Source organism: Dietzia sp. SL131 (genome assembly GCF_026672565.1).
GTDB lineage: Bacteria > Actinomycetota > Actinomycetes > Mycobacteriales > Mycobacteriaceae > Dietzia > Dietzia kunjamensis.
Map to the genome: position 1 here is coordinate 868,497 of NZ_JAPPRI010000003.1, position 21,157 is coordinate 889,653.

A 21,157-nucleotide genomic window follows, 5' to 3' on the forward strand; every position below is an offset into this window, starting at 1 on the left:
CCCTCGACGAGTGGTCGCGGATGCGCGGATCGCGAAACTACGTCCGACGGACGAGCTCGGCTCGGCGGTCCTCCGGGGCACGGCGCGGGCAGCTCGCGCACGTGCCGCCGTCGGTGGCCAGATAGATGAGGCAGCAGGAGCTGCGGCGGACGAACCGGCGGGTCCGCTCGGGGCCCTCCACATCGATGTACCGAGCCGGTAGCAGCGGCGGGCGGCACACGGCGTGTGCGAGCTCGGAGCCGCGATTCGGGTCGCCCGCCGCGCGGCCCGCCTCGAGCGCACGGTTCGCGATGGAGTCGGTCGCGATCGCCCACAGCGCCCGCGGTGCCGCGCCCGAGACCTCCGCGAGGGCGGCGATCACCTCGCCGTGGGCCTCCAGCAGCGCGTCGGAGTAGGCCGCGGTCGACGGCAGGAGGTGTTCCGACAGCGCCGAGTGGAGATAGCCGTTCGGCTGCAGCGAGACGGAGAGCCGCTGCGGTCGGGGATCGGGCACGCGGCCGATCGCGAGCAGCATGACCAGCGGCGCGGCCACCAGCGTCGAGCTGGCCGAGTACCACCACAGCGTGCCATTCACCCGCGGATCGCCATGGTTCCAGCGGCGGCCGGTGTTCTCCACCCGCCGGGCCAGCCACCGCGGGTCCGTCAGCACCGATCCGGGCAGGACCTCCGGGCCGTGTTCGATGGTGCGGACGAAGTCGCCGAGGAGGTCCGAGACGCCCGAGTACGCGGCTGTCACGGTCTCGGGGGCGCGGAGCTCGTCGTCGTCGCCGTCGTCACCCACGGTCCCGTCACTCATCGGCGAGCCCCGCCACGTCGAGCGTGCGGCGGCCGTCCGGCCCCGCCCGCACCTCGCCACGCACCCCGAACACCTCCCGCAGCACCGCGGCGTCCAGGACCTCCTCCGGCGCGCCGGTCGCGACGAGGTGACCGCGGTGCAGGACCGCGATGACATCGCAGTACTCGGTGGCCATCCGCAGATCGTGGATCGTGAGCAGCACCGCCAGCCCGTCGGCCGCCAACTCGCGGAGCAGGAGGAGAACCGACAATTGCTGGTGCAGGTCGAGGTGATTGGTCGGCTCGTCCAGCAGGAGCACCTCGGGCCGCTGGGCGAGGGTGCGCGCGATCGACACGCGTTGCTTCTCGCCGCCGGACAATGCCACCACGTCTCGCTCGGCCAGCTCGGTCAGCCCGACCCGGGCGAGGACATCCTCCACGACCGCCGAGTCGTCGGCGCCGAAGGGCTCGAGAAGTCCCCGTGTGACCGTCCGGCCCAGGCGAACCGATTCGCGGACCGTGATGCCGCCCAACGAGACCGGTTCCTGCGTACTGGCCCCCACCGCGCGGGCCAGCGTGCGGCGGCGCAGCGCGGCGATGTCGCCGTCGTCGAGCGTCACCATCCCCGCCGACACCGGCAGGGCGCGATAACAGGTGCGCAGCAGCGTCGTCTTGCCGCTGCCGTTCGGGCCGACGAGTGCGGTGACCCGTCCGGGTGCGACCGTGAGGTCCACGCCGTGGAGGATCCGCCGACCGCCGAGGTGGGCGGAGACGCCGTGCGCGGTAAGGCTGCTCATCGCGACGCCTTCCCGTAGCGGTGCCACAACATCAGCAGGAACACCGGGCCGCCCACGACGCCGGTCACCACGCCCACCGGTAACTCGGTGCCCTCGCTCACCGCGCGGGCGGCGAGGTCGGCCAGCACCAACGCGACCGCGCCGAGCAGGGCCGCCGCGGGAAGCAGGCGCGCCGCGGTGCGGCCCGTGAAGAACCCCGCGAGGTGGGGGATGAGCAGGCCGACGAAGCCGATCGTTCCCGACACCGCCACCGCGCCCGCGGTGAGCAACGAGACGAGCAGCAGCATGAGTACCCGGAACCGGGGCACGTTCACGCCCATCGCGGTGGCGCCGTCGTCACCGGTGAGAAGCAGGTCGAGGTGGCGGCTGCACAGGATCACCACCGTGCCGGCGACGGCGAGGATAGCCACGGGCGCCCACAGCATCGTCCACCCGGCGTCACCGAACCCGCCCGCCAGCCAGCGCATGACCGTGCCCAGCTGGTGGTCGTCGCCGAGGACCAGCAACGTGAACGTGTTGAGCGCACCGAACACCATCGTCATGGCCGCCCCGACCAGCACGATGGCGGTCGTGTCATGGGCGCGGCGGGCCACCAGGACGACGCCCGCCAGCGGGAGCAGCGCGCCGAGGAACGCCGCGATCGGCAGGGTGAACACGCCCCACATCCCGGCGCCCACGCTGAGGACCGTGAGCACCACGACGCCGAAGCCCGCGCCCGAGGAGACGCCGAGCAGATACGGGTCGGCGAGAGGATTTCGGGTGACCGCCTGGGCGACGCCACCCGCCACGGCCAGCGACGCGCCCACGGCCGCCGCCATGAGCGCCCGGGGCAGTCGCGACTCGAGGACGATCGCCTCGCGGGCGTCGGTCCACCACGGGTCGAAGACCCCCGGCGCCAGGCGGTGCGCGACGATCGCCCACACGTCCCCGATCGGGATGGACACCGAGCCCAGGGAGACCCCGGCCGCGATCGTCATCGCGAGCACCGCCACGAGCGGGAGGCAGATGAGCCACAGCGACCGCCGCCCGGTGGGCGGGGCATCGGCGATGCGCCCGGAGCCGGGGCGGGGATCGATGCCCGTGCCGGCGCGGTCAACGCGCCCGCTGGCCTTCTCGGCGACGGTCGTCATGTCACTGCCCGAACGCGTGCGGGTGCAGCTCACGGGCGATGGTCTCGGTGGAGGTCGTCATCCGCGAGCTCTCGAAGAAGTCGGACAGCGGGACCACCACGATGCGGTTCTCACGGATCGCCGGCGTCGTGGACATGATGGGCTGCGCGCGCAGGTAGGCGATCTTGTCCTCCGCGCTGGTGGCGCCGTAGTCGAGTACCACGATCGCCTCGGGCTGACGCTCGCCCAGGATCTCCCATGTGGACGTGAGATAGGGGCGGTCGCCCTCGGAGAAGATGTTGTCCGCGCCCGCATACTCGCCGATCAGTTGTCCGATTCCCACGCCGCCGATCGTCGTCGGTTCTGATTCGCCGCCGTCGTAGAAGAACGTGGGGGTGCCGGTGACACCCGACGCATCGAGTGTCTCTCGGACCTCCCTCATCTCGCCGGTAATCCGGTCCGTCAGGTCCCGTGCCCCCGGCTCGACGTCGAGGATCCGGCCGAGTTGGGAGAAGTCGGTCTCGAGCATCGACAGGTCACCGAAGCCTTCTCCGCAATACTCGGAGAACAGGAAGGTGTTGATCCCCGCGGCCTCGAGGGCATCGCGGCTGCGGCCCTCCTTGTCGTCGAAGGCGCTGCGCATCCCGGCCACCACGAGGTCCGGCTCGAGGTCCACGATCTGCTCCCAGGTGGGGTACTCCTCGGCCAGCGAGGGGATGGTGTGGAACTGGTCGGCGACCTCCGGCAGGACGTCGTCCTGCTCGCCGTATCCCATGCCCACGATCCGGTCGCCGGCACCCAGCTGGATGAGGGTCTCGGTGACGTGGTCGTTCATCGAGACGATGCGCTGGGGTGGGGCGTCGTAGGTGGCCTCGCGGTCGCAGTTGGTGATGGTCACCGGGTCGGCGAAGGGTTCGGTTGAGCCCGCGGCCTCCTGCGCCTCGCCGCGGGAGCAACCGGTGAGGGCGATCCCCGCGACGAGCAGGGTGGCGAGCGTGATTCTGGGGTGGCGACGGAACATGATCAGTCCTCGGATCGTGTCGTGCGGTCGACGACACGTGAGACCCGCAGGAGGGTAGGAGTCGACGACGACACCACGTCACCTGACAGGACCCCGGATCGCAGACCACGGCGATGTACTCGGAGTCGCGAACATCCGGGCAGGTAATCGGGCTCGCGGTCACCAAAGTGGCCACACACCGTTGCGGGTCAGCGCCGGATTCCCACCGGTCTTCCCCTGCTCGTTCCGGATGTCAGCAGTACGCCCTCAGGATAGGCACACCGCGTCCGCGAGCGGTGCAGGCACCCCGGCTCGGCGGAGCCGACCACCCGCGCTTCGTGGCCCGGCGACGCCCGAGGACGGCGCGACGCACGACCACACCCAGCACGGCCAGCGCGGCGGTGGCCAGCTGGACGCGGTCGTGCAGCAGAACCGCGCGGCGGATGTCGTCGGCCCGGACCGACCGGCCGTCACCGAGGACCGCCCGGTCCTCCACGCCGTACGGGTACGGCGTGGGCCCGCCGAGCCTGACCCCGAGCGCGCCCGCGCACACGGCCTCGACGACCCCGGCGTTCGGGCTCGGGTGCGCCCGCGCATCACGGAGCCACGCCCGCAGGGCCCCGGCGGGACTCCCGCCCACGGTCGGGGCGCAGACCACCCCGAGCGCGCCGGCCCCCCGGGCCGGCAGGAACCCCAGCACATCGTCGAGCCGCGCCGCAGCGGTGCCGAAGTGGCGGTACCGCTCCGAACGGTGACCCACCATCGCGTCGAGCGTGTTGGTCGCGCGGTGGACGGCGGCGCCGGGCGAACCCGCCACCGCGGCCCAGAACAGCGTCGCCACCGCCGCATCGGAGGTGTTCTCCGCGACCGACTCGACGACCGCTCGCGCGAGATCCTCCGGGCCGAGCGCGGCCGGATCCCGTCCGCACAACCACGGCAACAGGTCCCGGGAACCCTCGTGATCGCCCCGGGCGAGCAGGTCACCCTGCCGCCGCGCGACCTCGAGCAGCGACGACCCGCCCAGGCACGACCACACCACGGCCGCGTCCCACACCACGGCCGCCGCGAGGTTCCTCCCGGCCAGACGGCAGACGACCGTCACCGTCGCAGCCGTGCCCCCCACGAGGACGCCGGTGAACAGCAGGCCCGCCGCCCGCTGCGCGTTGGGCGTCCGGCCGGGCCGCAGCAGGCGCGGCTCCACGGCGAGCGCGACCCGGCCGAAGCCCGCGACGGGGTGAAACCGCCCCGGGTCGCCGACGAGGCGGTCGAGGGCGAACCCGGCCGCGATGCCTGCCGCGCGGGTCGCGAGTGCGGTCCCGTCAGCGCGCGAGATAGCGGACATGCGCCCCCCGCCCGTCATGGGTCACCTCGGCCTCCACTCCGTACACCTCCCGGATCAGGTCGGCGGTGAGCACCTCGTGGGGCGCGCCGCCGGTCACGAGCCGCCCGCCGGACAACACGATCAGATGGTCGCAGAACGTGGCCGCCAGGGTGAGATCGTGCAGGGCCGCGATCACCGTGGTGTCGGTGGAGCGGACCAGGGCCAGCAGGTCGAGCTGGTGGCGGATGTCGAGGTGGTTGGTCGGTTCGTCGAGGACCAGCACACCGGGCTCCTGGGCCAGCGCCCGCGCGATCTGCACCCGCTGCCGCTCGCCGCCGGACAGCGTCGCGTACCGCTGGTCCAGGCGGTCGCCGAGGCCGGTCGTGGCCGCCGCGCGCCGCACCACCCCGTCGTCCCCGGGACCCGGACCCGACCAGGCCGCGCGATGGGGGATGCGGCCGAGTTCGATGACCTCCCGGACCGTGGGGTTCTGGTCGGTGGTCGCCTCCTGCGCCACCAGGGCCACGCGCCGGGACAGGCGTTTGCGGGGGAGTGATCGGATGTCCGTGCCGTCGAGGTGCACCGATCCGGTGTCGGGCCGGAGCAGGCCCGTCAGGATGCGCAGGAGCGTCGACTTGCCGGATCCGTTCGGCCCCAGCACCCCGACCATCGTGCCGGGGGCGGGAGCTACGGTGACGTCGTCGAGGATGGTCCGGCCGCGCACGGACCACGAGACGCCTCGAGCCTCGAGGGTCGACGGGGCGGCGGTCATCGGCCGTGTCCCCGGCGGAGGAGGAGCCCGACGAAGGCCGGGACGCCGATGAGCGCGGTGGCCACCCCGATCGGCAACTCCTGGGGCGCGATCACGGTGCGGGAGACGGCGTCGATCCACACGACGAAGACGGCGCCCATTAACGCCGCGGTCGGGACGAGGACCCGGTGCCGGCCCCCGACCAGGGCCCGCGCGGCGTGCGGGAGTACCAGCCCCACGAAACCGATCGCGCCGCAGGTGCTCACGATGACGGCCGTGACGAGCGCCGTCACCACCATGAGCACCAGCCGCGTGCGGGCCACGTTGACGCCGAGGGCGGCCGCGGCGTCCTGGCCGAAGGTGAACGCGTCGAGGCTGGAGGTGTGCAGCAGGCACGCCACCAGTCCGAGCAGGACCACGACGCCGCACACCGCCACGTCCGACCAGCGGACGGAGGCCAGCGAGCCGAGCAGCCAGAACAGCACGCCGCGGGTCTGTTCCGCGTCGGCGGCGATGTAGACGACGAACGAGGTCACCGCGGAGAACAGCTGGGTCGCCGCGACCCCGGCCAGCACCACCCGGTCGGTGGTGCCGCCGGACGCGAAGGCCAGGACCAGGACGAAGCCGAACGCGGTGAGCGCCCCGACGAACGCCCCCGTGGTGAGCCCGACCGCGCCCGCGCCGACCCCGAGCACCACCACGAGGACCGCCCCGGTGGAGGCGCCCGAGGAGATGCCGAGGATGTACGGGTCGGCCAGCGGGTTGCGCAGCAGCGACTGCAGGATGACGCCGCACAGTGCGAGCCCCGCCCCGGCCAGGGCCGCCATGAGGGTGCGCGGCAGCCGCAGGTTCCAGATGATCCCCTCCTGGATCCGCGTGAGCCCGGAGTCGGCTCCCGTGAGGCGGGCCAGCGCGGACTGGACGACGTCGGCGGCGGTGAGTCCGGACGGGCCGATGGTGATGACGAGCGCCGTCGACACCGCCAGCAGCCCCAGGCCGCCGAGCCATAGGGTGGCCAGCGCGGACGGTCGCCGCAGGGGCGGCCGCCGACGCGGTGGCGCCGGGACCACCGGGGCGGTGGTCCTCTCGGGTGCGAGGGTCATCGGGTCAGTTGGCCGGGTCCGGCTCGGCGAGACCCGGCGTGGTGAGTCCAAGAGCGGTGAGCCCCGCCGCGACGGTCTCCACCCCGTAGATCGTGCGCAGCGACGGGTTCATCTCGGCACCGGTGATGTCGATGAACCGCTTCTCCCGGACCGCCGCCATCTCCCGGGTGACGGGGTTGGACTCGAGGTAGGCGATCTTGGCCTCCGCGGTCTCGGCGGTCTGGCTCTTGCGGGTCAGGTCGCCCACGACGATCACGTCCGGGTCGCGCTCGGCCACGACCTCCCAGCTGATCTGCGGCCACTCCTGGGTGGTGTCGTCGAAAACGTTCTCCAGGCCGAGGGTGGTCGAGATGAGGCCGGGGGCACCGCAGCAGCCGGCCAGGTACGGGGACTCGGAGTTGGCGAACCAGTACATCGCGGAGATCCCGCGGGCGTCGACGCTCTCGGCGGCCTCATCGAGTCGGCGCTGCAGGTCCGCCACCAGCTCGTCACCGGCCTGCTCCACGTCGAAGATCGTCGCGAGATCGGTGATCTCGCGGTAGAGCAGGTCCGGGGTGAGCGGGGTCTCGCGGACGCCGTCCCCGGAGTCGGCGACCTTGCCCACGCAGTCGGTGGGGGAGAGGTACGTACCCACGCCGAGTTCGTGGAACTGCTCGCGGGCGGCGACCCCGCCCTCGCCGAGGGTGCTGCCGAAGGAGGCGGTGACGAAGTCCGGCTCCACGTCCAGGACGGCCTCCATCGACGGCGCGTTGTCGGCCAGGCGGGGGACAGACCTGTTCACCTCGGAGAACTCGGGTAGGACCGGGTCTGTCCAGGTGGCGGTGCCGACCATCCGGTCGCCGAGGCCGAGGGCGTACAGGATCTCGGTGGAGCCCTGGTTGAGCGAGACGACCCGTTCGGGCGGGGCGTCGAGCTGCACCTGCTCCCCGCAGTTCTCGATCGGATCGGTGCCCGGGCCGGCGATCGCGGCCGGGTCGTGGGCGGTGCAGGAGGTCAGGGTGAGAAGGGTGACGCCGGCGAGGGCGACCAGGGTGGACGAACGCATGGGTGTGCTCCGAGGTCGCGGGCCTGCAACGCGAAGCCCGGTGATGACCTGGCGGTTGTCACCGCGAGGGCCAGCCGGTATTCGGACTCGGGATCACCTGGACGGAGCGCCTTCCCAGACCGTGCGGCCCAGTGGCATCGTGCCCCGCCATCACCCTCACCGCTGCGCGTCAGTTCCGGATTCGCACCGGATTCCCGCGACCGATCGGTCTCGCTGGCGATCACAAGGTAACACGCGCTCCAGGGTCAGTACGCCAGCCCCATCCGCATCGCGCCCACCGCCTCGGACAGCGCCGAGCGCGCGAGCGGGGTGGCCCCGACGGCGTTGACGAACGGGTGGACCAGTGTCTCGTGGCGGCGCAGCGAGACCGGGACACCGGCATCGGCCATCTTCCGGGCGTAGGCCTCGCCCTCGTCGCGCAGCGGGTCGAACCCGCCCGTGGCCACGTGGGCGGGCGGCAGTCCCGAGAAGTCCTCCGCAAGCAGGGGGGAGGCGCGGGGGTCGAGCCGGTCCTCGTCGGACCGGATGTAGGTCTCCTCGTACCAGTCCATGTTGGCCCGGGTGAGGAAGAAGCCGTCGCCGAACAGCTCGTACGAGCGGGTCCGCGCGGACATGTTGGTGGCGGGGACGAACAGCAGTTGGAAGTCCGGCATCTTCTCTCCGGCGTCGCGCGTCTGCTGGCAGACCACCGCCGCCAGGTTGCCGCCGGCGCTGTCACCGCCCACCGCGATGCGCGTCGGGTCCACGCCGAGTTCGTCGGCGTGGTCGCGGACGTACCGGAACGCGGCGATCGCGTCCTCGACCGCGGTGGGGAACCGGAACTCGGGTGCCAGCCGGTAGTCCACGCTGATCACCTTGAGCCGGCCCGTCTCGGCGATGTAGCGGCAGGTCGCGTCGTGCGAGTCGACGCTGCCGAGCACCCAGCCGCCGCCGTGGAAGAACACGAGTGCGGGCAGCGTTTCGTCACCGTGGACCGGCGAGTACAGGCGCGCGGGCAGGTCGGCCCGGTCCGGGTCGGTGCCGCCGAGCGGGAGGACGATGTCGGTGACGACGGCGAGGTCGATCTTCTTCCCCGAGACGGTGAACGCCGACCGCTCGACGGCCGAACGTGCCTTCTCGACGGTCAGATCCTCGTATTCGCCCTCGGATGTCATCGAGATGACCCGGAGCCCGGCCTGGAAGTGCGGGTCGAGGACCTGGCCGTCCATCCGTCGCGGGGTCCCGCCCACGAGTCGGAGGAGCGGGCCGGGCAGGAACCCGGCAGCGGTCATGACGGCCTTGGTCAGGCGATCCGGGATCGACGGGGAAAAGTCACGGTGGCCGGACATGGGAGAGCGCATGGGCACATTGTGACGCGGATCCCTGGGATGATCGGGGTAATCGGACGAAGGAGCTGATCATGCGTTCAGAACACGACAGCGTGGTGCGGGTCGAGGGCCTGGTCAAGACCTTCGGCCGCGCCCGGGCCCTGGACGAGTTGGACCTCGACGTGCGCCGCGGCGAGGTCCACGGGTTCCTCGGACCCAACGGGTCGGGCAAGTCCACCACCATCCGAATCCTGCTCGGGCTCATGCGCGCCGACTCCGGGCGGGCGACGGTGTTCGGCGGCGACCCGTGGCGCGACGCGGTCGAACTCCACGCCCGGCTCGCCTACGTCCCCGGCGAGGTGACCCTGTGGCCGCGGCTGACGGGCGGCCAGTGCATCGACCTGCTCGGCCGGGCGCTCGGGGGACTGGACCCGGGCCGTCGGGACGAGCTGATCGAGCGTTTCCGGTTGGACCCGACCAAACGCACGCGTGACTACTCTAAGGGCAACCGACAGAAGGTGTCGCTGATCGCCGCACTGGCCTCCGACGCCGAACTGCTCGTGCTGGACGAGCCCACGTCCGGCCTGGACCCGCTCATGGAGCAGACGTTCCAGGAGTGCGTCCGCGAGGCCGTCGACGGCGGCGCCACCGTACTGCTGTCCAGCCACATCATGGGCGAGGTCGAGACCCTCGCCGACCGCGTGAGCATCATCCGCGACGGCCGCACCGTCACCTCGGGGACGCTGGCCGATCTGCGGCGTCACACGACGACCGAGGTCCACGCCGTCACCGACGCCGATCCGGGTTCACTCGGGCGCGTGACGGGGGTCGACGGCCTGCGGATCGAGCAGGCCGCCGACGGTCGGTTCGAGGTCCGCTGCCATGTGCCGGCCCCGCAGCTGGGGGAGGTCACCGGCCTCCTTCACGCGGCCGGCATCCACACGCTCACCGCGACCCCGCCCAGCCTGGACGACCTGTTCCTCAACGCCTACTCCGGTGCCGGTGCGGCGACCGGAGACGATGGCCGGACAGGGGACCGGCGATGACCTCGCCGTTCTCCGGCACCGGCCTGCTGGCACGCATCGCCCTGCGCACCGGGTGGCGGGCCGCGGCCGCCTGGGTCCTCGGCCTGGCCGCGCTGTACCTCGTCACCGGGCTGTCGATCGCAGCCCTGTACGACACCCCGCAGGAACTCGCCACGTACGGCGCCTCGGTCGGCGAGTCGATGATCATGCTCACCGGCCGGGTGGCCGGGCTCGACACCCTCGGCGGCGTGATGATGAACGAGTACTCGTTCATGGTCGCCTTCGGCATCCCCGTCATGGCGATCGCCCTGACCGCGCGCGCCACCCGCAAGGAGGAGGAGTCCGGACGGTCCGAACTGCTCCTGGCGGGCCGGGTCGGCCGGCTCGCCCCGACGGCGGCCGCCCTCGTCGTCGTCACCGGGGTCTTCACCGTCCTCGGCCTGGCGCTGTGGGCGGCGACCCTCACCGTCAACCTCGACCGCGCGGGCGCGGCGCTGTACGTGGCCTCCATCGTCGCCGCCGGCTGGGTGTACGCGGCCGGCACCGCCGTGCTCGCGCAGGTGTTCGCGCACAGCCGGACCGTGTGGGCGGCGGCGATGACCGTGGCCGGACTGACCTTGATCACACGCGGGATCGGCGACGTCAACCGCAACTGGCTGAGCTGGACCTCCCCGCTGGGCTGGCACGGCCTGACCCGGCCGTTCGGCGAGTCCTCCGTGGTGCCCCTGATCGTCGCCGTCGTCGCCGCGGCCGGGCTCGCCGCGGTCGCACTGTGGCTCGCCGCGCGCCGCGACGTGGGCCAGGGGATGGTCCCCGCCCGGACAGGCCCCGCCACCGCGTCCCGGTGGCGGGCGTCCCGGACCGGGACCGCCGTACACCAGCACCTGGGCGCACTGACGGGTTGGACGATCGGCGTGGTGGCACTGATGGCCATGTACGGCGCGCTGATGAACGTGGTGGTCGAGACGATGATGTCCAACCCCGACCTCGCCGTGTTCCTCGGCGATTCGGGCACCGTGGTCGACTCCATCGTGCAGATGCTGGTGGCGTTCACCGGATTCCTCGGGGCCGGGTTCGCGTTGCAGACCCTCTCCGGGTTGCGCGGGGAGGAGACCGCCGGGCGACTCGAGATGGAACTGTCCACGGGGCGCTCGCGGTGGTCGTGGCTCGCCGCCCACACCGCGGTCGTCGCCGCCGGCACCGTCGTCGTGGTCCTCGCCGGCGCCGCCGCGTTCGGGATCTCCGCTGCCGCCGTGCTCGACGACCCGGACCTGGCGGGACGCATCATCGGCGCCGGGGCGTGGTACGTCCCCGCCGCGCTGGTGTTCGTCGCGATCTCGATCGGTCTGTTCGGCGCATCCCCGAGACTGCAGGTCCTGGGCTGGGCGCCGTTCGCCCTCGCCGTCGTCGTCACCCTCATGGGACCCACGCTCCGGCTCGACGAGGACCAGATGCGCCTGTCCCCGTTCGGCGCGGTGGGCACCGCGCCCGTCGGCCCCGTCAACGCGATCGGCGTGGCCGCGCTCCTCACGGTGACGGTCCTGCTGATCGCGGTGGGCCTGGCCACCTTCCGGCGCCGCGACGTGCCGCGGACCTGACCGCGACACCCGAGCCGACCTGACAGACTGGCTCGCACGGCCGCCACGCCTCACCGGCGCGGCCGTCACGGACACCGGCGCCGCCGGTCGCACGCGAACCAGGGAGGAACCGATGTCGGACGAGTTCGATCGAGACAGGCTCTCCACCGCGCTGTCGGTGGTCACGGACTGGCCGGTGGACACCGTCTCGGCCGCGGTGGTCGGCCCCGACGGCGCCCTCGCGGTCCACGGCGACGACACCCGCGTGTACCGCCTGGCCTCGGTGACCAAGCCCCTCGTCGCGATGGCCGCGCTCCTGGCCGTCGAGGAGGAGGCCATCGGCCTCGATGACACCGCAGGGCCCGAGGGGTCCACGGTGCGTCACCTGCTCGCCCACGCCTCGGGGCTGGACTTCGCCGACCGCGACAAGGTCCGCGCCGAGCCGGGGGAACGGCGGATCTACTCCTCGGCCGGGTTCGAGGTGCTGGCCGACCACATCGCCGACGCCACCGGGATCGCCTTCGGCGACTACCTCCACGAGGCGGTGTGTCTGCCGCTGGGCATGGAGTCCACCACGCTCGAGGGCTCCGCCGGGCACGGGGCCTCTGCCAGCCTGGCCGACCTCATCGCGTTCGCCCGCGAACTCGTGGCCCCGCGGCTGCTCGCGCCCGAGACCCTCGAGGAGGCCGTGACCGAACAGTTCCGCGGCCTCGACGGGATCGTGCCCGGGTACGGCATGCACAAGCCGTGCCCCTGGGGGCTGGGCTTCGAACTCCGCGACGCCAAGCATCCCCACTGGACCGGGCAGCACAACTCGCCCGCGACCTTCGGGCACTTCGGGCAGTCCGGGACCCTGCTGTGGGTCGAACCGGAGATCTCCACGGCGCTGATCGTGCTCACCGACCGCGACTTCGGCGACTGGGCCAAGCCGCTGTGGCCGGAACTGTCCGACAGGGTGGTCGATGCGGCAACCCGGCGTTCGCGCGAAGAGGACTCGCTCGGGGGGTGAGTCCGCCACCCGCGACACGCCCGCACTCGTGCCGGGCGCGGGAATCACCGTGCTGTAACTTTGCTGAGAGTCGAGAAGTGTCGCTGGTGTAATTCGATCACTTCAGGCACAGTGTTAACCACAAGCAACAGAAGCAACATCATTCACACGATTTCGTGAGGTCGTTGGGGAAGACGTCCCTCAGTGAGTCGGGAGTGAAGTGATGTCTGACCATAACTATCTCGCGGATACGACGACCGGCGTGGTGTTCATCCATGCCGCGCCTACCGCGTTATGCCCTCACGTCGAGTGGGCTCTCGCAGCCACGCTCGACGCCAACTCAGCCATGCGCTGGGAAGACCAGCCGGCCCAGCCGGGCGCTCGCAAAGCGATCGTCGACTGGATCGGCCCGGTCGGCACCGGCGCGCGTCTGGCCGATTCGCTGGCCAAGTGGTCGATGCTGTCTTTCGAGGTCACCGAGGACCCGAGCGACCTCGTCGACGGCGAACGCTTCTCCCACACACCCGAACTCGGGATGTGGCGGGGGCAGACGGGCGCCAGCGGCGACGTGGTGCTCAGCGAGAACCGTCTTCGCCATCTAATGAAGGCCGGGCCCGCCGCCTTCCACGCTTCGGTGGAGGACGAGCTCGGCACCGCATGGGACCGCGCCCTCGAACCGCTGCGCGGCCACCCGGCCGCCGCCGAGGTCACCTGGCTCTCCCGGGTCGGCTGACCCGCCGGACCTCCGCACTCCCGCGCTCACTCCGGACAGCGCCCGCCCAGCTCTCGGGGCGGGCGCTGACTCGTGTGCGCGACACGCTGGCGGCGGGCGGCACCCGGCACCCGGCACGCATGCGGCACCCGACACCGGCTGCGGGTGGCCCCCGCGCCCTTCCGGGACACGACTGCGCCCCCTCCCGTCAGATCGGGGAGGGGGCGCAGTCGTCGGGTGCGGATCCTGCCGGAGGTATTCCGGCCGGATTCAGGTCACAGCGGGATGTTCTTGTGCTGGCCGCGGGTGTGCGCGGCCGCGTCCAGCGCCTCGGCGATCCGTCGGCGGGTGTCGGTGGGCTCGATGACCTCGTCGACCACACCGATGGAGACCGCGCGACCCACGCCACCGGCGATGGCCGCGTGCTCATCGGCCAGACGGTCGTGCAGGGCCTCCCGCTCGTCCTCGGGAGCCGCCGCGAGGGTGCGCTTGTGGAGGATGCCGACGGCGGCCTTGGCGCCCATCACCGCGACCTCGGCGTCGGGCCAGGCGAACACGGCGGAGGCTCCGAGAGCGCGCGAGTTCATCGCGATATAGGCACCGCCGTAGATCTTGCGGGTGACGAGCGTGACCCGGGCGACCGAGGCCTCGGCGAACGCGTGCAGCAGCTTGGCGCCGCGGCGCACCACGCCGTCCCACTCCTGCGAGACGCCGGGCAGGTAACCGGGGACGTCCACGATCACGACCAGCGGCACGCCGAAGGCGTTGCAGAGCCGGACGAACCGCGAGGCCTTCTCCGCGGACTCCGAGTTGAGGCAACCGCCCAACCGCAGCGGATTGTTGGCGATGACACCCACGGTGCGGCCGGACATCCGGCCGAAGCCCACCACGATGCTGGGCGCCCACTTGGCCTGCAGCTCCTCGAAGGTGGTGCTGCCATCGAGCTCCGAGGAGTCGAGCAGCCCGTGGACGAGAGGACGGACGTCATACGCGCGCTTCGGTGAGTCGGGGAGCAGGCCCGCAAGATCGGTGTGATCGCCCTCGAGGGCACGCGGGTCGAACTCGCCCTGCGCGGACAGCAGGGTCACCAGACGACGCGCCCGGTGCAGGGCATCACGCTCGTCGGTCGCGGCGATGTGACACACCCCCGACTTGCGGTGGTGCACGTCCTGGCCGCCCAGGCCCTCCATGTCGACCTGCTCGCCGGTGACGGAGCGGACCACGTCGGGACCGGTGACGAAGATCTTGCCGGCCGGCGCCATGATGACGACGTCGGTCAGCGCGGGGCCGTAGGCGGCGCCGCCGGCGGCGGGCCCGAGCACGACGGAGATCTGGGGCACGTGGCCCGACGCGCGGACCATGGCCTCGAATACGAGGCCGACCGCGTGCAGCGCCTCGACGCCCTCCGCGAGTCGCGCCCCACCCGAGTGCCAGACGCCGACGACGGGCAGATGCTCGTCGATCGCCACGTCGATGGCACGCACGATGTGCCGGCACCCGTCCAGGCCCATGGCACCACCCATGACGGTGGCGTCCGTCGCGTACGCGATGGTGGGTTCGCCGTCGATCAGGCCGCGCGCGGCCATGGCGCCGGAGGCGTCGGGCTCGGTGATGAACTCGAGCGAAGCCGGGTCGAAGAGGTTCTCGAGCCGGACGACGGGATCTCGAGGGTCGATCTGGGTGTTCTGGTCAACAGGGCTGGTGATGGTCATATGTGCAGTCCTTTCCTCGGCGCGTGTCCCTGGAAGGGAGAGCGCGCCTGCGATGGACCCCCGGACTGGCTTGTGGGCGATCGGCGTTCGGATCGGGACCCCCGTCCCGGTCCGGACCTCTCGCCCGGCACCCCGCCGTGAGCGGGGTGATCATTGTTGGGCCCTGTGTGGGGGCGGGGACGCGGGCTCGACGTGGTGCACCGACCGCACCTTCGGCCCTGACTGCGTCCCCGCCCCGGCACACGGGGCCGGATGTCAGCTCTGGTCGAGCTTCTGGATGTAGTCGACCGCATCCTGAACAGTACGCAACTTGGCGAGGTCTTCGTCGGGGATCTCAACCCCGTAGCGGTCCTCGGTCTGCACGGCGATCTCCACCATGGAGAGCGAATCGATGTCGAGATCGTCGACGAAGGACTTCTCCGGGGTCACCTCGGAGGGTTCGATCCCGGTGACCTCCTCGACGATCTCCGCCAGTCCTGCGATGATCTCGGCCTCGGTGCGTGCCATGTGGTGTCCCTTTCTGATGGGTGGTGCCGTGCCCGGCGGGCGCGACGGATGGTCTGGTCGCGATCGCCGGCCGGGGCCGACGATCGGGGGTGGGAGGAGCGGTCAGGCGCCGCTGAGTGCGGGGACCGACTCGAGGGCGAGTTCGAGGTCCTCGGGGGTGGTCACGCCGTACCGGGGAACGTCACGCATCATGCGCTTGGCCAACCCGACGAGTGAGCCGGAGGGCGGCAGCTCGATGAACGCATCGACGCCCAACTTGAGCATCGTCTGCGTACAGAGGTCCCACCGGACGGGATGAGTGATCTGGGAGACGACCCTGTCGAGGGCGTCGCGACCGGAGGTGACGACCATGCCGTCGGCGTTGGAGACCAGCGTCAGCTCCGGGTCGTTGACCTCTATCGTGTCGGCCAGGTCGCGGACCTCGTCGACGGCGGAGGCCATGTGGTGGGTGTGGAACGCCCCGGCGACCTCCAGTCGACGCAGGCGGGCCCGGCTCGGTGGATTCTGCTCCAGGGCGTCGCAGGCCTCGAGCGGGCCGGCGGCCACGATCTGGCCCGCGCCGTTACGGTTGGCCGGCTGCAGCCCGGCGGTGTCCAGCGACAGCAGGACATCGGCCTCGACCCCGCCCAGCACCGCGATCATGCCGGTGGGGCGCTCGGCACACGCCCGGGACATCGCGGCACCGCGGACGGACGCCAGACGCAGGGCGTCGGCTTCCGACACCACCCCGGCGATCGCCAGCGCGGCGATCTCGCCGATCGAATGGCCGGCCACCATCGTGTCGCAGGGCACCTGGCCGCGACGGCGCAACTCGGCGGCACCGAGCAGGGCCGAGGCGACGACGAGTGGCTGGGTCACCGCGGTGTCGGTGATCTCCTGCAGGGTCGCGGTCGTGCCGAGACGCTCGAGGTCGAGTCCGCTCGATGCGGACCACTCGTCGAGACGGTCCGAGGCACCGGGCAACTCGAGCCAGGGCGCGAGCATCCCGGCTTTCTGAGACCCTTGTCCAGGGGCAGTAAGGCAAAGCACGGGTATCAGAGAACACGCCCCGCCCCTCTTAGGATGATGTTCCCCAAGCCAGAAACACAGCCGGGATTTTGTGCGCTTCCCACAAATGACGAGCTGGCTGGTCGTCCATCTCCGGTCGGTTCGGTTTCGTTACACCTTGTTACGGGAGTGATTTATCACGACTCCTGAGTGCTTCGGTCGGCGAACTTCCCGAGGACGAGGGCGATTCTCAGGACAAAAGCGTCCCTCGCGTTAAGTGGGTCGAATTTGGTGATTTGACTCACTCTCTTGAGGCGGTACCGCACGGTGTTGGGATGGACGTACAACTCGCGGGCACACGCCTCGACGTGCCCACCGGAGTCCAGATAGGCCCGGAGGGTGTTCTCGACCGAGGTGTCTGCGCCCCTCAGCGGTGTGACGACCCGGTCGACCAACATCGTCGCCGCGCCCCGGTCGCCGGCGAGGACCCGCTCGGGCAGGAGGTCGATCGCCGCGACCGGTCGGGGGGCGCCGGGCCAGCCACAGACCGCCGCCACGCCGGAGAGCGCCTCGGTCGCGCTGTCCGGGGCCTCGGCGAGGGAGCTCACCGTGTGCCCGACGACGACCGGCGCGTCGGGTGAGAAGGAGTCGAGGACCTCGGCCGGGACGGCGGAGGAGGACTCGAGCTCCCCGGAGAGGATGACGACGAGGCGCGCGCCCTGCACCACGGCCAGTGCGTGGCGGCCGGCCGCGACCGCGGCTTTGTGCGCGGCGGGCACCGACGCCAGTCCGAGTTCCTCACGGGGCCTGCCGACGATCACCGTCGCCGCGGTGGTCGGGTCCCAGTTCAGGGCCGAGGCACCGGAGGCGAGGTCGGCATGACGATCACCGCGGACCACGGCGTCGACCAGCATCGCCTCCATTCGGGTGTCCCAGGCTCCCCGGTTCTCCGCGGCGGCGGCGTAGACCGCCGCCGCGGTGAAGCCGAGTTCACGGCCGAACTTGAGCACCGCGGTGATCATGAGTCCGCGTTGGCGCTCGTTGTGGGTGATCCGTGGCATCACCAGCTCGAAGTACTCACACGTCGACCGGACGAGCTGGACCGTCTGCTGCAGGGTCAGCCCCTGGCCGAGCCCCTTGGGGAGCAACTTGAACCCCGCGATGGTGTCCGTGTGCGGGGCCTCGGGGTTGCGCATCCAGGTGACGAAGTCGCGCACCGCGCTCTGGATGATCAGCTGGATCTCGGCCCGCTGGTCGGCGGACAACTCGGCGAAGAACGCCAGATCCTGTTCCAACGCGCGGACCGCCTCGGTCGACAGGGTCCCCGAGTACCGGGTGATGCGCTTGAGCAGGGCATCGGAGACGGGACGATCGTCCGGCGGCGTCGCGGAGCGCCGCCGGACGGGATGTGCGTCCCTCTCTCCGGTCCCGGGGTCGGCCATGTCTGTCACGCCACTCCGGGGTCCGTCGTCGGCTCGGGGGCGGCCATGACGTCGTCGATCCGGTACAGACGCGCCGCCTCGAGCAGGGTGGTCTTGTCGATGGCACCCTCACGGGCCAGGCCCGCGAGCACGGCCACGACGATCGACTCGGCGTCCGTGTTGAAGAAGCGGCGGGCCGCGGGCCGGGTGTCGGAGAACCCGAAGCCGTCACATCCGAGCACGGTGAAGTCACCGGGGACCCAGGCGCGGATCTGGTCCGGGACCGCCTTCTGGAAGTCGCTCACCGCGACCTTCGGACCCTCGGCCGAGGCCAGGGCCGCGGTGACGAACGGGATGCGCGGCTGCTGATCGGGGTGGCGGAGCTCGTGGCGTTCGCACTCGAACCCGTCACGGGCGAGCTCCGTCCATGAGGTCGCCGACCACAGGTCGGCCGCGACGTCCCACTTGTCGGCGAGCATCTTCTGCGCCTCGACCGCCGCATACATCGCCACGCCGGACGCGAGGATGGAGGCCTTGTGGCTCCCGGCCTCCGCCGCGCGGAAGCGGTACAGACCGCGCAGGAGGGCGTCGACGTCCAGGTCCTCGGGCTCCGCGGGCTGCGGGACGGGCTCGTTGTACAGGGTGATGTAGTACGACACGTTGCGGTCGATGCCGTCGGTCTCGGTCTCGTGGGCCGCGCCGGGGCCGTACATGCGCTCGATGCCCGCGCGCATGATGTGGGCGACCTCGTACGCCCATGCCGGGTCGTAGGAGATGATCCCCGGGTTGGTCGCGGCCAACAGCGGGGAGTGGCCGTCCATGTGCTGAAGGCCCTCGCCGGTGAGCGTGGTGCGGCCGGCGGTGGCGCCCAGCAGGAAGCCGCGGGCGAGCTGGTCGGCGGCGGCCCAGATGCCGTCGCCGGTGCGCTGGAACCCGAACATGGAATAGAAGATGTACAGAGGGATCATCGGCTGGCCGTGGGTCGCGTACGCGGTCCCGGCGGCGGTGAACTCGGCGACGGACCCCGCCTCGCTGATGCCCTCGTGCATGATCTGGCCGTCCTTGGCCTCCTTGTAGCTCAGCATGAGGTCGTGGTCCACCGAGGTGTAGTTCTGCCCGTGCGGGTTGTAGATCTTCAGGGTGGGGAACCACGAGTCCATGCCGAAGGTGCGGGCCTCGTCGGGGATGATCGGCACGAAACGGTCGCGCAGGGACTCGTCGCGCATGAGCTCCTTGGCCGTCCGCACGAGCGCCATGGTGGTGGCGACGGCCTGCTTACCCGACCCCTTGCGGAGTGACTTCAGGGCGTCGATGCCCGGCACGGCCAGGGGGGTGAAGGTCTGGCGCCGCTCGGGGACGTGCCCGCCGAGGGCGGACCTGCGGTCCAGCATGTAGCGGATCTCCGGCGAGTTCGGCCCCGGGTTGTAGTAGGGCGGCTGGGTCGGATCGGCCTCCAGCTCCTCGTCGGTGATGGGGATCTGCTGCTTGTCGCGGAACAGTTTGAGGTCGTCGAGCGTCAGCTTCTTCATCTGGTGGGTCGCGTTGCGGCCCTCGAAGTTCTGGCCCAGTCCGAAGCCCTTGATGGTGTGGGCCAGGATGACCGTCGGCCGGCCGGTGTGCTCGAGCGATGCCTTGTACGCGGCGTGGATCTTGCGGTAGTCGTGACCGCCGCGGCGCAGCGCCCAGATCTCGTCGTCCGTCATGTCCTCGACGAGCTTGGCGGTGCGGGGGTCGCGGCCGAAGAAGTGCTCGCGGATCCAGGCGCCGTCGTTGGCGCGGAAGGTCTGGTAGTCGCCGTCGGAGACCGAGTTCATCAGCGAGACGAGCGCGCCCTCGGTGTCCTTGTCGAACAGGGCGTCCCATTCGCGACCCCAGACCACCTTGATGACGTTCCAGCCGGCGCCGCTGAAGTACGACTCCAGCTCCTGGACGATCTGGCCGTTCCCTCGGACCGGCCCGTCGAGACGCTGGAGGTTGCAGTTGATGACGAAGGTGAGGTTGTCGAGGGCGTCGTTCGCGGCGATCTGCAGCGCGCCGCGCGACTCGACCTCGTCCATCTCACCGTCACCGAGGAACGCCCACACGTGCTGCTGCGATGTGTCCTTGATGCCGCGGTTGTGGAGGTAGCGGTTGAACCGTGCCTGGTAGATGGCGTTGATCGGCCCCAGACCCATCGAGACCGTGGGGAACTCCCAGAACTCGGGCAGCGAGCGGGGGTGGGGGTAGGAGGGGAGTGAACGCCCCGGATGGCTCTTCTCCTGCCGGAACCCGTCGAGGTCCTGCTCCCGCAACCGGCCCTCGAGGTAGGCCCGGGCGTACATGCCCGGGGAGGCGTGGCCCTGGAAGTAGATGTGGTCGCCGCCGCCGGGATGGTCCTTGCCGCGGAAGAAATGGTTGTACCCCACCTCGTAGAGCGGGGCCGCCCCGGCGTAGGTGGAGATGTGACCGCCCACGCCGATCCCGGGCCGCTGGGCGCGGTGGACCATGATGGCGGCGTTCCACCGGATCCATCGACGGTAGGTCCGCTCCACCGCCTCGTCGCCGGGGAACTCCGGCTCGAGGCTCGTGGGGATGGTGTTGACATAGTCGGTGGACGTAAGGGCGGGCAGCGGAACACGCTGCTTGGAGGCCCGCTCGAGGAGACGCAGCATGAGGTAACGGGCGCGCTCGGGCCCGGCCTCGGCGAGCAGGCCGTCGAGCGAGTCCATCCACTCCTGGGTCTCCTCGGGGTCGGAGTCCGCCAGGTAGGAGGCGACCCCTTCCCGGAGAATCGGCACGTTGGTGGGGGCGGTCCCGTCCCGTGGGCCTTCGTTTCCGCTCATGCGTATCGTCCTCACTTCTGTGATTCGTACCGTGGCCGCCCGGTGGGGCCACCACATGTCGTGGTACATCGTCGGGCCCGGGCCGCGGCCCGCAGGTGTGGGCGGATCGCGTCGGGCTCGGGGCGGGCCACCGTAGGCCCACCGGTTCCGATTGTGCCCCAAAGCGTGACGCGCGACACCGTCGCCTGAGCCGACACAC

Annotated in this window: 18 protein-coding genes and 2 riboswitches; of the genes, 4 read left to right on the forward strand and 14 right to left on the reverse strand. The window is 71.2% G+C overall.

What is annotated here, in order from left to right; translation table 11 throughout:
* Nucleotides 1-37: 37 nt before the first annotated feature.
* From OVA21_RS04910 to OVA21_RS04950, 9 genes are all read right to left on the reverse strand, one after another.
* The gene (locus OVA21_RS04910) at nt 38-796 is read right to left on the reverse strand and encodes a (2Fe-2S)-binding protein (protein WP_096905706.1); all 759 of its coding nucleotides are present in this window, start codon (nt 794-796) and stop codon (nt 38-40) included.
* The gene (locus OVA21_RS04915; protein ID WP_096905705.1) at nt 789-1,571 is read right to left on the reverse strand and encodes an ABC transporter ATP-binding protein; all 783 of its coding nucleotides are present in this window, start codon (nt 1,569-1,571) and stop codon (nt 789-791) included. The genes OVA21_RS04910 and OVA21_RS04915 overlap by 8 nt, the downstream gene beginning before the upstream one ends.
* Nucleotides 1,568-2,701 (reverse strand): FecCD family ABC transporter permease, encoded by a 1,134-nt coding sequence (locus OVA21_RS04920; protein WP_371606846.1) that lies wholly within the window; start codon nt 2,699-2,701, stop codon nt 1,568-1,570. Before OVA21_RS04920 ends, OVA21_RS04915 begins: the two co-directional genes overlap by 4 nt.
* Nucleotide 2,702: 1 nt before the next feature.
* Nucleotides 2,703-3,701, reverse strand: a complete 999-nt coding sequence (locus OVA21_RS04925) for an ABC transporter substrate-binding protein (RefSeq protein WP_096905704.1) — start codon at nt 3,699-3,701, stop codon at nt 2,703-2,705.
* Nucleotides 3,702-3,822: 121 nt separating this feature from the next.
* Nucleotides 3,823-3,964: riboswitch (cobalamin riboswitch) on the reverse strand.
* Nucleotides 3,934-5,022, reverse strand: coding sequence for a cobalamin biosynthesis protein (locus OVA21_RS04930; protein ID WP_173674766.1), 1,089 nt, complete (start codon nt 5,020-5,022; stop codon nt 3,934-3,936). It overlaps the preceding riboswitch by 31 nt.
* Nucleotides 5,000-5,773, reverse strand: a complete 774-nt coding sequence (locus OVA21_RS04935; protein WP_096905703.1) for an ABC transporter ATP-binding protein — start codon at nt 5,771-5,773, stop codon at nt 5,000-5,002. Before OVA21_RS04935 ends, OVA21_RS04930 begins: the two co-directional genes overlap by 23 nt.
* Complete coding sequence (locus OVA21_RS04940) at nt 5,770-6,855, reverse strand: FecCD family ABC transporter permease (protein WP_096905702.1); 1,086 nt, start codon at nt 6,853-6,855, stop codon at nt 5,770-5,772. Before OVA21_RS04940 ends, OVA21_RS04935 begins: the two co-directional genes overlap by 4 nt.
* A 4-nt stretch (nt 6,856-6,859) precedes the next feature.
* Nucleotides 6,860-7,900: an ABC transporter substrate-binding protein gene (locus OVA21_RS04945; protein WP_096905701.1), complete on the reverse strand. Its 1,041-nt coding sequence runs from the start codon at nt 7,898-7,900 to the stop codon at nt 6,860-6,862.
* Between the two features lie 55 nt (nt 7,901-7,955).
* Nucleotides 7,956-8,133: riboswitch (cobalamin riboswitch) on the reverse strand.
* Between the two features lie 12 nt (nt 8,134-8,145).
* Nucleotides 8,146-9,240, reverse strand: a complete 1,095-nt coding sequence (locus tag OVA21_RS04950; protein ID WP_254050478.1) for an alpha/beta hydrolase — start codon at nt 9,238-9,240, stop codon at nt 8,146-8,148.
* A gap of 59 nt (nt 9,241-9,299) precedes the next feature.
* Here OVA21_RS04950 and OVA21_RS04955 point away from each other — a divergent pair, with 59 nt between their 5' ends.
* From OVA21_RS04955 to OVA21_RS04970, 4 genes are all read left to right on the forward strand, one after another.
* Nucleotides 9,300-10,253 (forward strand): ABC transporter ATP-binding protein, encoded by a 954-nt coding sequence (locus tag OVA21_RS04955; RefSeq protein ID WP_096905699.1) that lies wholly within the window; start codon nt 9,300-9,302, stop codon nt 10,251-10,253.
* On the forward strand, nt 10,250-11,830 hold the full coding sequence (locus OVA21_RS04960) for an ABC transporter permease (RefSeq protein ID WP_096905698.1): 1,581 nt from the start codon (nt 10,250-10,252) through the stop codon (nt 11,828-11,830). Before OVA21_RS04955 ends, OVA21_RS04960 begins: the two co-directional genes overlap by 4 nt.
* Nucleotides 11,831-11,942: 112 nt before the next feature.
* Nucleotides 11,943-12,818, forward strand: coding sequence for a serine hydrolase domain-containing protein (locus tag OVA21_RS04965; protein WP_096905697.1), 876 nt, complete (start codon nt 11,943-11,945; stop codon nt 12,816-12,818).
* 202 nt (nt 12,819-13,020) lie between these two features.
* Nucleotides 13,021-13,530, forward strand: coding sequence for a DUF3145 domain-containing protein (locus OVA21_RS04970; protein WP_096905696.1), 510 nt, complete (start codon nt 13,021-13,023; stop codon nt 13,528-13,530).
* A 254-nt stretch (nt 13,531-13,784) separates the two neighbouring features.
* On the opposite strand, the gene OVA21_RS04975 is transcribed toward OVA21_RS04970, so the two are convergent.
* The 5 genes from OVA21_RS04975 to aceE all read right to left on the reverse strand — a co-directional run bounded on the left by OVA21_RS04975 (nt 13,785) and on the right by aceE (nt 20,958).
* Complete coding sequence (locus OVA21_RS04975; RefSeq protein WP_096905695.1) at nt 13,785-15,221, reverse strand: acyl-CoA carboxylase subunit beta; 1,437 nt, start codon at nt 15,219-15,221, stop codon at nt 13,785-13,787.
* Between the two features lie 255 nt (nt 15,222-15,476).
* On the reverse strand, nt 15,477-15,728 hold the full coding sequence (gene acpM / locus OVA21_RS04980; RefSeq protein WP_067714230.1) for a meromycolate extension acyl carrier protein AcpM: 252 nt from the start codon (nt 15,726-15,728) through the stop codon (nt 15,477-15,479).
* Nucleotides 15,729-15,830: 102 nt separating this feature from the next.
* Nucleotides 15,831-16,757: an ACP S-malonyltransferase gene (locus tag OVA21_RS04985; RefSeq protein WP_096905694.1), complete on the reverse strand. Its 927-nt coding sequence runs from the start codon at nt 16,755-16,757 to the stop codon at nt 15,831-15,833.
* A 155-nt stretch (nt 16,758-16,912) separates the two neighbouring features.
* Nucleotides 16,913-18,157 (reverse strand): PucR family transcriptional regulator, encoded by a 1,245-nt coding sequence (locus tag OVA21_RS04990; protein WP_096905693.1) that lies wholly within the window; start codon nt 18,155-18,157, stop codon nt 16,913-16,915.
* Between the two features lie 5 nt (nt 18,158-18,162).
* Nucleotides 18,163-20,958, reverse strand: coding sequence for a pyruvate dehydrogenase (acetyl-transferring), homodimeric type (gene aceE / locus OVA21_RS04995; RefSeq protein WP_096905692.1), 2,796 nt, complete (start codon nt 20,956-20,958; stop codon nt 18,163-18,165).
* Nucleotides 20,959-21,157: the final 199 nt, after the last annotated feature.

Bases quoted from the DNA above. Each gene is read 5' to 3' on its own strand.
- OVA21_RS04950 (WP_254050478.1), bottom strand. From the start codon at position 9,240: ATGCGCTCTCCCATGTCCGGCCACCGTGACTTTTCCCCGTCGATCCCG.
- OVA21_RS04945 (WP_096905701.1), bottom strand. From the start codon at position 7,900: ATGCGTTCGTCCACCCTGGTCGCCCTCGCCGGCGTCACCCTTCTCACC.
- OVA21_RS04915 (WP_096905705.1), bottom strand. From the start codon at position 1,571: ATGAGCAGCCTTACCGCGCACGGCGTCTCCGCCCACCTCGGCGGTCGG.
- aceE (WP_096905692.1), bottom strand. From the start codon at position 20,958: ATGAGCGGAAACGAAGGCCCACGGGACGGGACCGCCCCCACCAACGTG.
- OVA21_RS04925 (WP_096905704.1), bottom strand. From the start codon at position 3,701: ATGTTCCGTCGCCACCCCAGAATCACGCTCGCCACCCTGCTCGTCGCG.
- OVA21_RS04965 (WP_096905697.1), top strand. From the start codon at position 11,943: ATGTCGGACGAGTTCGATCGAGACAGGCTCTCCACCGCGCTGTCGGTG.
- OVA21_RS04960 (WP_096905698.1), top strand. From the start codon at position 10,250: ATGACCTCGCCGTTCTCCGGCACCGGCCTGCTGGCACGCATCGCCCTG.
- OVA21_RS04975 (WP_096905695.1), bottom strand. From the start codon at position 15,221: ATGACCATCACCAGCCCTGTTGACCAGAACACCCAGATCGACCCTCGA.
- OVA21_RS04940 (WP_096905702.1), bottom strand. From the start codon at position 6,855: ATGACCCTCGCACCCGAGAGGACCACCGCCCCGGTGGTCCCGGCGCCA.
- OVA21_RS04990 (WP_096905693.1), bottom strand. From the start codon at position 18,157: ATGGCCGACCCCGGGACCGGAGAGAGGGACGCACATCCCGTCCGGCGG.
- OVA21_RS04930 (WP_173674766.1), bottom strand. From the start codon at position 5,022: ATGTCCGCTATCTCGCGCGCTGACGGGACCGCACTCGCGACCCGCGCG.
- OVA21_RS04970 (WP_096905696.1), top strand. From the start codon at position 13,021: ATGTCTGACCATAACTATCTCGCGGATACGACGACCGGCGTGGTGTTC.
- acpM (WP_067714230.1), bottom strand. From the start codon at position 15,728: ATGGCACGCACCGAGGCCGAGATCATCGCAGGACTGGCGGAGATCGTC.
- OVA21_RS04910 (WP_096905706.1), bottom strand. From the start codon at position 796: ATGAGTGACGGGACCGTGGGTGACGACGGCGACGACGACGAGCTCCGC.
- OVA21_RS04955 (WP_096905699.1), top strand. From the start codon at position 9,300: ATGCGTTCAGAACACGACAGCGTGGTGCGGGTCGAGGGCCTGGTCAAG.
- OVA21_RS04935 (WP_096905703.1), bottom strand. From the start codon at position 5,773: ATGACCGCCGCCCCGTCGACCCTCGAGGCTCGAGGCGTCTCGTGGTCC.
- OVA21_RS04920 (WP_371606846.1), bottom strand. From the start codon at position 2,701: ATGACGACCGTCGCCGAGAAGGCCAGCGGGCGCGTTGACCGCGCCGGC.